Origin of the sequence: Xanthomonas sp. JAI131 (genome assembly GCF_013410075.1) — a bacterium.
Lineage (GTDB): Bacteria > Pseudomonadota > Gammaproteobacteria > Xanthomonadales > Xanthomonadaceae > Xanthomonas_A > Xanthomonas_A bonasiae.
The window spans coordinates 663,053-675,127 of record NZ_JACCCN010000001.1; the positions used below are offsets into that span (position 1 = coordinate 663,053).

A 12,075-nucleotide genomic window follows, 5' to 3' on the forward strand; every position below is an offset into this window, starting at 1 on the left:
CCGGATATGAGAGACAGTCCCCAGTTTCGATCCATGTATGCCATCAGTTGGGTGCAAATGACGGACACATCCATTGATATTGGCAGTGCTGGTGTTATGGCTACCTACAGCACCATTTATCTAGCGCAGGGAAGTGCGATGGATCACATGCTCGGAAGTTCTCGCGTCGTCTCGTTCGCTCCGCCATCGTCGGCACAGTTGGCCGCGCTGGCGACGGAGCGTCACGAGGTGGCCGCCGCGCCGACACAGGCGCAATTGCCGCAGCGGTTCGATGTGCACATGTCGCTGGCTCGTTCCTACCGTTCAAATACCGAAGTGGCCTCGCCATGAAAATGCGTCCCATGATCTACGCTGTAACCTTGCTGGGCACCGGTTTGGTGTTGGGGCTTTTGCTCAGCGGCCGGCCCGCGAAGTCTGCCGTCACCACCAACCAAGCCACGCCGCCACTGACGGTCAGCATCGTCAAGCCGCAACGCAAGGCGCTGGCCGAGGCGGTTTCCGTGGTTGGCGCGACGCGCAGCCGTGAGAACGTACCGGTGATCCCGCAGTTGTCGGGCCTGCAGGTGCAACGCGTGGAAGCCGAGGTCGGCGACTACGTCAAGGCCGGGCAGGTATTGGCGGTGCTGGATGGCAAGGGCATGGGGATCTCCAGCAACGAGCTGCGGTCGGACTTCGAGCGCGCGCAGGGCGACTACGAGCGCATGCGCCTGTTGCTGCCGCAGCAGCTGGTCAGCGTGGAGTCGTTCAAGCAGAAACAGGCGGATTTCGAGGGCGCACGTGCGCGCTACGAGAACGCACGACTGAGCGTGCAGCGCACCAGCGTAGTCGCTCCGGCCGCAGGCTTCGTCTATCGGCGCACCGCCGAGATTGGCAATCTCACCAGCGATAGCGTCGCCTTGTTCGAAATCGCGAAGGACGGCGAGATGGAGATGGATGCCAGCGTGCCCGAAGCGGTGGTCGTGCGTCTGAAGCCGGGCATGAGCGCGAGCGTCAAGCTGGCCGGGCACGCCGAGCCCATCTCCGGCGAGATTCGGCTGATCACTCCGAACGTGGACAGCACCACCCGTTCGAGCGAAGTGCGGATCCGTCTGCACACGCAAGACGTCGTTCCGGTCGGCATCTTCGCTCAGGCGCGCATCGACCTGGCGCAGGTGGAAGGCTGGACGATTCCGCGCACGGCGATGCAGCAGGATTCGCTGGGCAGCTATGTCTGGCGTGTGGGCGACAAGGGCCTGGTGTCGCGCATGCCGATCACGCCGACCTTGCAGACCGTCGACGAAGTGGTGGTGTCGGAATCTCTCGGCGATCTGCGCATTGTGGCCAAGGCCGGTCCGTTCCTGCGCGAGAAGGACAAAGTGCTGATCGCCGACGCGAGTCGCTGACCGCGCGCGTCGATGATCCAGGTACCGCAACGCTCCACCTGCCGCACTTCCTCATTGGATAGAGACCTTTCGAAATGAACTTCGGCTTCTCCACCTGGGCGATCCGCAATCCGGTGCCACCGATTCTGCTGTTCGTCATGCTCACGCTGGCGGGCATCGTCGCCTTCATGCAGTTGCCGATCACCGCGATGCCCAACGTGGTCACGCCTGTCGTCGACGTGTTGATTCTGCAGCCAGGCGCGACCCCCACCGAGCTGGAGACGGAGACGACACAGAAGGTCGAAGATGCGGTGGCGTCGATCCCGGGCATCAAGCGCATCGTGTCGACAGTGACGGAAGGCCAGTCGACGACGCAGATCGAGTTCAACCTCGATATCGGCGTCGATCGCGCGACCAACGACGTACGCAACGCGGTAGCCGCGATCCGGCAGAATCTGCCGGCGACAGTACGCGAACCCATCGTGCGCCGCGCTAGCGATACCGGCCGGCCGGTCGGCATCTACATCGCCGAAGCGCCGGAAATGCCGATGGAAGACCTGAGCCGGTTCGTCGACCAGACGGTCGCGCGCGAACTGCTTACGGTCAAGGGCGTATCGCGTGTCGACCGCAGTGGCGGCAGCGATCAGGAAATCTCCATCGTGCTCGACCCGGCGATACTGGCGTCGCTCGGAATCAGCGCAGCTGACGTCAGCCAGCAAATGGTGGCCAGCAACGTCAATTCTCCGGGCGGACGCTTCACCCTCGGCGCGACGGAATACGCGTTGCGCACGATCGGCCGCGCCGACAGTCTGGATGCCTTGGCGGGAACGCGCATCGCGGTGCCGGGCGGACGCAAGGTGAAGCTGTCGGACATCGGTGTCGTTTCCTACGGCCCGTCGGAGGTGCGCAACATCACCAAGGTCGATGGTCGCCCGGCGGTGACCTTCATGGTCTACAAGGATCCCGCCATCAGCGAGGTCTCGGTCGCCAAGGCGGTACGCGAGCGTCTGGAAGCGTTGTCGAAGACGGGTGGGGTGAAGTTCCGTGTAGCCTTCTCGGATATCGATTTCGTCGAGATCGGCTATCGCGCGACGATGTTCAACTTCTTCGAAGGCGCCATTCTCACCGTGCTGGTGGTGTTTTGGTTCCTGCGCAATCGGCGCGCCACCTTGATCGCGGCGCTGACGATCCCGTTGTCGATCATTCCCACGTTCCTGGTCATGCAATGGCTGGATTTCAGCTTGAACATGATCAGCCTGCTGGCGATCACCTTGGTCACCGGCGTGCTCGTCGATGATGCGATCGTCGAGGTCGAGAATATCGACCGGCATATGCGCTCCGGAAAATCGGTCATGCAGGCGGCGATCGAAGCCTCGGAAGAGATCGGCCTGTCGGTGATCGCGACGACCTTGGTGATCTGCGTCGTGTTCATTCCAGTCAGTTTCATGGGCGGGCTGCCGGGCCTGTACTTCCGCCAATTCGGTCTGACCGTGGCGGTCGCCGCGTTCTTCTCGCTGATGGTGGCGCGCTTGCTGACGCCGATGTTGGCGTCGCGACTGATGAAAGTGCCGACTACGGATCATCCGCAGGACGGCGCCTTGACGATCCGATATCTTGCGATCGTCCGATGGACGCTCAAGCACCGCATCAAGACGCTGGTGATGGCGCTGCTCGGCGTGGTCGCTTCGTTCGGGCTGGTGCCCTTGTTGCCGCTCGGCTTCATGCCGTACGACGATTACTCGGTCTCCAGCATCACTCTGGAAGTTCCTCGCGGCAGCACCATCGAGCAGACCGATCAGGCAGCGCAGCAGGTCGCCGCAGTGGTGAGCAAGCATGCAGAGGTCGAGTACGTCCTCACCCTTTCCGGCGGCGCCGACGGCGCGGTCAACAAGTCGCGGATCTACGTCAAGCTGGTTCCTCCAACCAAGCGCGACATCAGCGAGCGCGAATTCACCACGCGCGTCTATCCGGAGATCGCCAAGCTGGCCGACATGCGGGTCAGTTTCGACAGCCTGTCGGGTCGAAAGGACGTGTCGATCGCGCTCGTAAGCGACGACGATCGCGCGCTCACCCGCGCGGCCGATGCGGTGAAACGCGACATGCAGAAGATTCCCGGGCTGATCGGCGTCGATACCAGCGTCGGCCAGGAGCAGCCGGAAATCGTCGTGCAGATGGATCCGCTCAAGTCGGCCGAGTTCGGCATCACCGCGCAGCAGGTCGGCGAGGCCGTCAGCACCTCCACGATCGGCGACGATATTCCGCGCCTGTCCAAGTTCAATTACATGAGCAGGGAAATTCCGGTGCGCGTTCGCCTGCCGCGCGAATACGGCACCGATCTGGGCATCTTGCAGAATCTCAAGCTGCGCACGGCCGCTGGCGACAGCGTGCCGTTGGCGTCCGTGGCCACGCTGCGATTCGGCAAGGGGCCGGCCACCATCGAGCGCTACGACCGGCAGCGTCGCATCGATCTGCAGGCCAATCTCGACGGCGTCGCCCTCGGTACCGCGATGGAGGCGGTCAACGCCTTGCCATCGATCAAGCACCTGCCGCCGGGCGTGCGTGTGCTCAATACCGGCGACGCCGAGTTCGTGAACGAACTGATGGTGAGTTTCCTGAAGGCGCTCGGTACCGGTCTGTTTCTGGTCTATGCGATCCAGGTCTTGCTGTATCGCGACTGGTTGCAGCCATTGGCGCGGATGATGGCGTTGCCGCTGTCGATCGGCGGCGCGTTCCTGCTGCTGTTCGCGACCGGCATGGAGCTGAGTCTGCCTGCCTTGCTCGGCATGCTGATGTTGATGGGTATCGCCGATAAGAACTCGATCCTGCTCGTGGATGCCATGTTGGAGAATATCCGCGAAGGCGTGCCGAGATTCGACGCAATCATGCTGGCCTGCCGCGCCCGCGCGCGCCCGATCGTGATGACCTCGGTGGCGATGACTGCGGGCATGCTGCCGTTGGCGTTCGGCGTATCGCTGGACTCCGCGTTTCGCGCGCCGATGGCCATCGCGGTGATTGGTGGACTGATTTCCTCGACCGTGCTCAGCCTGATCCTGGTCCCGGTGCTCTTCAGTTTCGTCCATGACATCGAGCTATGGCTCGCGCGGAAATTTGGTCCCAAGGTGCAGGCGATCGTGTCCAGTGCGGCGTGATCGGGGGCATGACGAGCGACGAGCCAATGGGAGGGGCGAGTGGCGATGCATGGGCAATCGCTGTTGCCGCAACGCAATCGGCGTGCGGCGCCTTGGTAGGGCGCGCTTGCCGAGCTGCTCCGATGGCGTTTTTCATGGAGCATCTCATCCACTCCGTCTTGCTGGCGTGCGAAACCTGGGGTCATGACGAACGTCGAACATAGATGCCCATCCGCGCTGGGTGTTCCGCCAGGGGTTGGCGGGGCGGGCGTCGATGTCTGGCTCGCGTTCTATGACCACATCGCCGAAGACGCACTTGCCGGCATTCTGCCCTTGTTGAATGCGGACGAACGCAGTCAATACGTGCGGTTCTTGCTCGAAGATGACCGCAAGCGTTACCTCGTGACCCGTGGCATGGCGCGTACGGTGTTGTCCAAGTATGTGGATGTGTCGCCGGAGGACTGGAGTTTTCTGAAGGATGGCTTCGGGCGTCCATACATCGCGGATCGGCATGGGGTTGATGCGTGCAGTCTGTCCTTCAATATCTCGCATACGCGTGGGTTGATCGCCATGGCCGTTGCCTCGCGCCGCGCGGTGGGCGTGGATGTCGAACAGATCGTGGCGCGGCAGGTGTCCATGGGAGTGGCGAACAGCAATTTCGCCCCGGAGGAGATCGCCGATCTCGCCTGCGTGCCTACCGATCAACAGCAGGATCGCTTCTTCGAGTATTGGACCTTCAAGGAATCTTACGCCAAGGCGCGCGGTCTAGGGATGTCCATGCCGTTGGAGAAATTCGGCTTTCGGTTGGGGGACGGACGCTCAGTGCGGTTGGTGGCAGATCCGAGCCTGGACCACGACGTGAGCCGCTGGCGTTTTTGGCAATGCCGGCCCACGCGCGATCACTTGTTGGCGCTTTGCGTGGATGTAGGCGACGACGCGGTGCCGCAGGTCATCATCCGCCGCTGGATTCCAACTGGCGAGCATGCCGTGCTCGATCTGGAGTTTCTGAAGACCTCGTGAGAGATCCGGATGATTCAAGTGCTCCGTGTCGAGCGGGGTGCTGGCGTGTGCCTCTGACCCGCGAGTGCGAACGCTGGTTCCGGAAAAGCTGTGTGACTGGCAAGGAAGATTCGCCGCTATGGGCCGACTGGACATGAGGCCCTTGCCTTGGCTGCATTTGGCTGATGCGAAAGAGCGCGCCGGCGCAGTCTGGCCGCTACGAATCGACTGTGACCAAAACGGGGGCAGATCCGAAGATCTGCCCCATGTCAACGCGAGTACGCCGGTCTGGATGGATGCCGACAACCGGAACTTCGTCAAAGGCGTGTTATGGGCGATACGCCCGGCCACGCCTGGCCCATTACTGCAAGCCGCTGTCCGCGTGCATCATCGCGAAACTCCCTGGAGCGCCGATGGCTTGGCCCTGGCTGTCGTGCTCGAAACCGGTTGCTCGGGATCCAAGCAAGGACGCCTCGAAGCCATCGTTCAAAGACTTGCGCCCAGCGAGGTCTTGGAAGCGCTGCGGCGCTGCTCAGTGGCGGGCGTTGTCCCGTGCCTTGCCGACTTCGCTCTGAACCTTGCCTGCGCCCTTCTGCAGTTTGCCTTCGACTTCCTTCAACTTGTTGCCGGTGACCTTGCCGACGACTTCCTTGACGGTGCCCTTGACCTGGTTCTTGGCGCCTTCAGTGCGATTCTTATCCATCGTTGACTCCGCGAGTAAGTTAGAGCCCTTGAGCGGGCATCGCCAAACTGCGCGTGCAGCGGTATGGCGCGAGTGAAGATTGGGCGCAGTCGGAGGTGCCGTTTAATCGCTGGAAAGTTTGGGCGCCGAGGCGATGCTTCGGTCCGGTTCTCGTGTCGTCCATGGGCGCAGCCTGCACGCGATGCCATGGGCCATGGCGCTGCGCTGTTGCGCATCGGCGTTGGCTCCCGGGATCGTGCGCCTTGACGTGTCCACAGGCGTACAGGCAGCGGCGAGCGGGTCGCTGCGATGGTCGGAATGCTGGAATCGTGGATTTGCGATCCGCGAGCCTTGGACAAGGCTGGCGATGACCCATTTCCGCTTTTTCCTCCTCCTTGGATGTCCGATACCAGCCGCCAGATGCGGCGTGCCGACTATTCTGAAGGCTGGATTCGGGCTGCGCTTTCCGCGGCTGCAGCACGCCGCATGCGACACCCGGCTACCGCTCGCGGCCTCCAGGTGGCGCGTGTCGTCACTGAGGCTGCGGCGCCTGGCACTCGAACACGCTGACGCTGCGCGGCGGCGCCAGGAACTCGCTGGCGCCTGCGGGCATGCTGTCGATCTGCAATGCGTCGTCGGTGGACAGCACCAGCTTCCAGTGCAGTTCCTCCTCCGACGAGGGCAGGGTGAAGTTCACCCCTTCGTGGTAGGCGTTGATGACGATCAGCAGCGTGTCGTCGTTGGCCAGTTCCCTGACCCCGGAGGTCTGCGCCTTGCCTTCCAGCAGCAGCCCGACCGCGCGGGCGCCGGCATCGGTCCAGTGCGCGTCTTCCATCTCGGTGCCGCCGGGGTTGAGCCAGGTGAGATCGCGCACGCCGGCTTCTTCGTTGTACTGGCCGTTGAGGAAGCGACCGCGGGTCAGGATCGGGTAGCGCTTGCGCAATGCGCTCAGCGCCTTCACGAACTCGGTCAGCCGGCCTTCGGTTGGGTCGTGGTCCCAGTCTAGCCAGGTGATCTCGTTGTCCTGGCAATAAGTGTTGTTGTTGCCGCCCTGGCTCTGCGCGCGTTCGTCGCCGGCGAGCAGCATCGGCGTGCCTTGCGCCAGCAGCAGCGTGGCCAGCAGGTTCTTCATCTGCCGCTCGCGCAGTTGCAGGATCTCGGCGTTGTCGGTCGCGCCTTCCTCGCCGTAGTTGCAGGAGCCGTCGTTGGACGAGCCGTCGCGGTTGTCCTCGCCGTTGGCGTCGTTGTGCTTTTCGTTGTAGCTGACCAGGTCGCGCAGGGTGAAGCCGTCGTGCGCGGTGATGAAGTTGACCGAGGCCCAGGGCCGGCGGCCGCGGCGATCGAACAGGTCGGCCGAGCCGGTGAAGCGGGTGGCGAACTCGGCGAGCATGCCGTCGTCGCCCTTCCAGAACGCGCGTGCGTTGTCGCGGAACTTGTCGTTCCACTCCGACCAGCCCGGCGGGAAATGCCCGACCTGGTACCCGCCCGGGCCGCAGTCCCACGGCTCGGCGATCAGCTTCACTTCCGACAGCAACGGATCCTGGTTGCACGCATCCAGGAAGCCGCCGCGCTGGTCGAAGCCGGTGGGTTCGCGGCCGAGGATGGTGGCCAGGTCGAAGCGGAAGCCGTCCACGTGCATCTCGCCGGCCCAGTAGCGCAGCGAGTCGTTGACGAACTGGATCACCCGCGAGTTGCTCAGGTTCAGCGTGTTGCCGGTGCCGGTATCGTTGATGTAGTAGCGCTTGTCTTCGGCCAGGCGGTAGTAGCTGGCGTTGTCGATGCCGCGGAACGACAGGGTGGGGCCCAGTTCGCTGCCTTCGGCGGTGTGGTTGTAGACCACGTCGAGGATGACCTCCAGGCCCTGGCGGTGCATGGCCTTGACCATGTCGCGGAATTCGTCGCGATGGCCGCTGGCCAGGTAGCGCGACTTGATCGCGAAGAAGCCCAGGGTGTTGTAGCCCCAATAGTTGCGCAGGTCCTTGTCGAGCAGGTGCTGGTCGTCGAGATAGGCATGCACCGGCAGCAGTTCCACCGCGCTGACGCCCAACTCCTTGATGTAGCGCAGCACCGGTTCCTGGGCCAGACCGGCGCAGGTGCCGCGCAACTCCTGCGGTACCTGCGGGTGGCGCATGGTGTAGCCGCGCACGTGCGTCTCGTACACCAGGGTGTCGCTCCATGGGGTCAGCAGCCGGGCGTCGTCGCCCCAGTCGTAGGTGTCTTCGACGACCACGCACTTGGGCATGAACGGCGCGCTGTCGCGTTCGTCGAAGCTGAGGTCGCCATCCGGGTGGCCGACGGTGTAGCCGTAGAGTTCGTCGGCCCAGATCAGGTCGCCCTCGATCTCGCGGGCGTAGGGGTCGAGCAGCAGTTTGTTGGGATTGAAGCGATGGCCCTCGCTGGGCGCGTACGGGCCATGCACGCGGTAGCCGTAGCGCTGGCCGGGCTTCGCATCGGGCAGGTAGCCGTGCCAGATCTCGTTGGTGTACTCGGGGAGGTCCAGCCGCGTTTCCGTGCCGGATTCGTCGAACAGGCACAGCTCCACGCGCGTGGCGTGCGCCGAGAACAGGGCGAAGTTGGTGCCCTGGCCGTCGAACACGGCGCCGCGGGGGAAGGGGCGGCCCTGGCGGATGCGCGAGGGGGTGGCGTAGACGGCGCTGGTGGGGTGTCGCATCGGTGCAGGGCTCTTGGCCGGCATGCCGGCGTGTGGGGAAGAGCGCAAGCATTGACGCGGATGCCGTGCAGGACGCGTCATGGCCTGTCGAGGGGCGCGTGAGGAGCGGGCATTGCGGCACCGGATCCGTGCCTGGCGTTGCGATCGGCGCGCTGCGCGGTGGCTGCCAGTGCCGCCGCGGATGCGCGCTGTGCCGTGCGAACACGCAGAACCCGCCATCGGGCGGGTTCTGCGGGCACCGCCTGTGCTGCGGCACCGGTCGGGCCGGCGTCGCGGCTCAGCGCGGCAGGTCGAACAACAGGAATTCCGTATCCCGCGCATCGGCGAAGGTCAGCTCGGCCTCGTCGACGATCTGCGCCGCGTCGCCGGCCTGCAGCGCCTGGCCGTTGACCGTCAGCGAACCGCGGATGACCTGCACATAGGCGCCGCGCCCGTCGGCCAACACATGGTCCACGCGTTCCTCGCCGTCCAGGATGGCCGCATAGATGCGCGCATCCTGGTGGATCCGTACCGCGCCATCCTCGCCCTGCGGCGCGGCGATCAGGCGCAGTTGGCCGCGCTTGGTCTCCGGGGCGAAGTGCTTTTCCTCGTAGCCGGGTTCGATCCCGGCGCGTTCCGGCAACAGCCAGATCTGCAGGAAGTGCACCGACTCGCTGGCGGAGTGGTTGAACTCGCTGTGGGTGACCCCGGAGCCGGCGGTCATGCGCTGCACGTCGCCATAGCGCAGCACCGAGCCGTTGCCCATGCTGTCCTTGTGCTCCAGCGCGCCGTCGAGCACGTAGGAGAGGATCTCCATGTCGCGGTGCGCATGGGTGCCGAAGCCCTGGCCCGGCTGCACCCGGTCCTCGTTGATCACCCGCAGCGGTCCGAAGCCCATGTGGCGCGGATCGTGGTAGTGGCCGAAGGAGAAGGTGTGGCGCGAGGATAGCCAGCCGTGCTCGGCGCGGCCACGGGTATCGCTGGTGCGGATCTGCAACATGGGAAGCTCCTGATAGTGGCGATATGTGCAAGTGGATCGATAAGGCAGGGCGGTGGCGATATCTGGTTGATTTCGTGGCCGCCTTGCGGTGAGGGACAGTATCCGCACTGTCGCCGGGTTTGAAAAACGGATAGATTCGGCACCTATCATCGAAAAATTCGAATGCTCAAGATCAGCCTCGACGCGCTGCAGATCATCGACGCCATCGACCGCCGCGGTTCGTTCTCGGCCGCCGGCAAGGCGCTGTACAAGGTGCCGTCCACTATTTCCTACACGGTGGCCAAGCTGGAGGAGGACCTGGGCGTGCAATTGTTCGATCGCCTGGGTCCGAAGGTGGCGCTCACCGCGGCCGGGGCCGAGCTGTTGCGCGAGGGCCGCCACCTGCTGCGCGCGGCCGGGGACCTGGAACTCCGCGTGCGCCGCGTCGCGTCCGGCTGGGAGACCGAGTTCGCGCTGGCGTTGGACTCGGTATTCGCCCCGGACTGCCTGGCCGAGGACATCGCCGCGTTCTATGCGGTCGCCGACCAGACCCGGTTGCGGATCGTGCAGGAATCGCTGTCCGGCACCTGGGAGGCTCTGCTGGACCGGCGCGTGGACCTGCTGGTCGGCGCGGCCGGGGAGGGGCCCAGCGGCGGCGGCTATGTGGCCGAGGCGTTCGGCACGCTGTCGTTCGTGTTCGTGGTCGCGCCCACGCATCCGCTGGCGCAGGCGGCCGAGCCGCTCGGCCGCAGCCAGCTGGCCGAGCATCGCGCGATCGCGGTCGCCGATTCGGCACGGCGGCTGCTGCCGCGCACGGTCGGGCTGCTGTTCGGCCAGGATGCGCTGACCGTGCCGGACATGCGCAGCAAGTACCGGCTGCAGGTGGCCGGGCTGGGCTTCGGTTTCCTGCCCGAACCCTACGCGCGGGCGGCGCTGGCGCGCGGCGCTCTGCTGCGCAAGCAGGTCGAGGAGCCGAAGCCGGACGAGGTGTTCCAGTTGGCGTGGCGCAGCGGCGAGGAGGGTGCGGCGCTGGCCTGGTGGCGCGCGCGCATGCGCCAGCCCGGGGTGTTCGAGGCGTGGCTGGCGCGGCTGCAGGCGCGATTGGACTGAGTGTGGGCGGGTCTGTTCCGCTGGTGAGGCGGCATCGCGCGCGCCGGGCGGCGATGCCGGGAGGATAATGGCGCATCCCTCTCTCCCCCAGGCGCAGGCTCGGCCATGCAGGAACTGATCGCGCGTTACGGCCTGGGCCTGGTCTTCGTCAACGTGCTGGCGTTGTCGCTGGGCCTGCCGGTGCCGGCCCTGCCGACGTTGATCCTGGTCGGCGCGACCTATGCGCTGCTCGATGGCAGTGCGGTGTGGAGCAGCCTGCTGGCCGCGCTGTCGGTGTCGATCGTGGCCAGCCTGATCGGCGACCTGGTCTGGTTCGGCGCCGGCCGCCGCTATGGCAACCGCACGCTGCAGTCGCTGTGCCGCCTGTCGCTGTCGCGCGATACCTGCATGAAGCAGACCGAGCGCTTCTATACCCGTTGGGGCGTGCGCGTGCTGGCGGTGGCCAAGTTCGTGCCCGGCCTGTCGATGGTGTCGGTGCCGATGGCCGGGGCGATGCGGGTGCGGCCGGGCGCGTTCCTGCGCTACGACGCGCTGGGCGCGGCGCTGTGGGCCGGTTGCGGGCTGCTGCTGGGCCTGGCATTCGCCGACCAGGTGCAGGACGTGCTGGACTGGCTGAGCCTGCTCGGCTCGCGCGCGGTGCTGCTGCTGGCGGGCGCGCTGGCGCTCTATATCGGCTATCGCGCGTGGCGCCGGCATGCGCTGCTGAAGTCGATGGAGACGCTGCGCATCGACGTCGACGAGCTGTACGCCCTGATGCAGGGCGAGGCGGTGCCGGTGCTGCTGGACATCCGCGCGCCGGGATATCGCGCGCTCGAGCCGTATGCGATTCCGGGCGCGATGGAGGTGGACGATCGCCGTATCGACGCCATCGTCGAGGCGTTGCCGCGCGATCGCAAGATCGTCATCTACTGCGCCTGCCCGAACGAGGTGTCGGCGGCGGTGTTGGCTACGCGCCTGCGCCAGCGTCACTACGAGGACGTGGTGCCGCTGCGCGGCGGGCTGGATGCGTGGCGTGCCGCGGGCTATGCGGTGATCGAACTGGGCGGCGGCGCGGCAGCGCCGGCGGCCGACCTCGGCGGCAAGGTCGCCGCGTAAACGCGCGCGCTTGCGGCGCGAGCGCGGGCAAGCGGAAATGCAAAAAAAAACGACAAGCGCAGGCTTGTCGT

The 12,075-nt window shown here is 65.3% G+C and carries 9 protein-coding genes; 6 read left to right on the forward strand and 3 right to left on the reverse strand.

The window, feature by feature from the left end:
• Positions 1–33: 33 nt before the first annotated feature.
• From HDC36_RS02670 to HDC36_RS02685, 4 genes are all read left to right on the forward strand, one after another.
• The gene (locus HDC36_RS02670; protein WP_179564189.1) at positions 34–330 is read left to right on the forward strand and encodes a hypothetical protein; all 297 of its coding nucleotides are present in this window, start codon (positions 34–36) and stop codon (positions 328–330) included.
• The gene (locus HDC36_RS02675; RefSeq protein ID WP_179564191.1) at positions 327–1,382 is read left to right on the forward strand and encodes an efflux RND transporter periplasmic adaptor subunit; all 1,056 of its coding nucleotides are present in this window, start codon (positions 327–329) and stop codon (positions 1,380–1,382) included. The genes HDC36_RS02670 and HDC36_RS02675 overlap by 4 nt, the downstream gene beginning before the upstream one ends.
• 74 nt (positions 1,383–1,456) lie before the next feature.
• Positions 1,457–4,510 (forward strand): efflux RND transporter permease subunit, encoded by a 3,054-nt coding sequence (locus HDC36_RS02680; RefSeq protein ID WP_179564193.1) that lies wholly within the window; start codon positions 1,457–1,459, stop codon positions 4,508–4,510.
• Between the two features lie 183 nt (positions 4,511–4,693).
• The gene (locus HDC36_RS02685) at positions 4,694–5,509 is read left to right on the forward strand and encodes a 4'-phosphopantetheinyl transferase superfamily protein (RefSeq protein WP_179564195.1); all 816 of its coding nucleotides are present in this window, start codon (positions 4,694–4,696) and stop codon (positions 5,507–5,509) included.
• Positions 5,510–6,020: 511 nt separating this feature from the next.
• Here the strand turns inward: HDC36_RS02685 and HDC36_RS02690 are convergent.
• The 3 genes from HDC36_RS02690 to HDC36_RS02700 all read right to left on the reverse strand — a co-directional run bounded on the left by HDC36_RS02690 (position 6,021) and on the right by HDC36_RS02700 (position 9,820).
• Entirely contained in the window at positions 6,021–6,191 is a 171-nt protein-coding gene (locus HDC36_RS02690) for a CsbD family protein (protein ID WP_179564197.1), read from the reverse strand.
• A 511-nt stretch (positions 6,192–6,702) separates the two neighbouring features.
• Positions 6,703–8,841, reverse strand: coding sequence for a glycogen debranching protein GlgX (glgX, locus tag HDC36_RS02695; RefSeq protein WP_179564199.1), 2,139 nt, complete (start codon positions 8,839–8,841; stop codon positions 6,703–6,705).
• A 277-nt stretch (positions 8,842–9,118) separates the two neighbouring features.
• On the reverse strand, positions 9,119–9,820 hold the full coding sequence (locus tag HDC36_RS02700; protein WP_179564201.1) for a pirin family protein: 702 nt from the start codon (positions 9,818–9,820) through the stop codon (positions 9,119–9,121).
• Between the two features lie 162 nt (positions 9,821–9,982).
• Here HDC36_RS02700 and HDC36_RS02705 point away from each other — a divergent pair, with 162 nt between their 5' ends.
• Together HDC36_RS02705 and HDC36_RS02710 are read left to right on the forward strand one after the other, a co-directional pair.
• Positions 9,983–10,909: a LysR substrate-binding domain-containing protein gene (locus HDC36_RS02705; protein ID WP_179564203.1), complete on the forward strand. Its 927-nt coding sequence runs from the start codon at positions 9,983–9,985 to the stop codon at positions 10,907–10,909.
• A 105-nt stretch (positions 10,910–11,014) separates the two neighbouring features.
• Complete coding sequence (locus HDC36_RS02710; RefSeq protein WP_179564205.1) at positions 11,015–12,004, forward strand: DedA family protein/thiosulfate sulfurtransferase GlpE; 990 nt, start codon at positions 11,015–11,017, stop codon at positions 12,002–12,004.
• Positions 12,005–12,075: the final 71 nt, after the last annotated feature.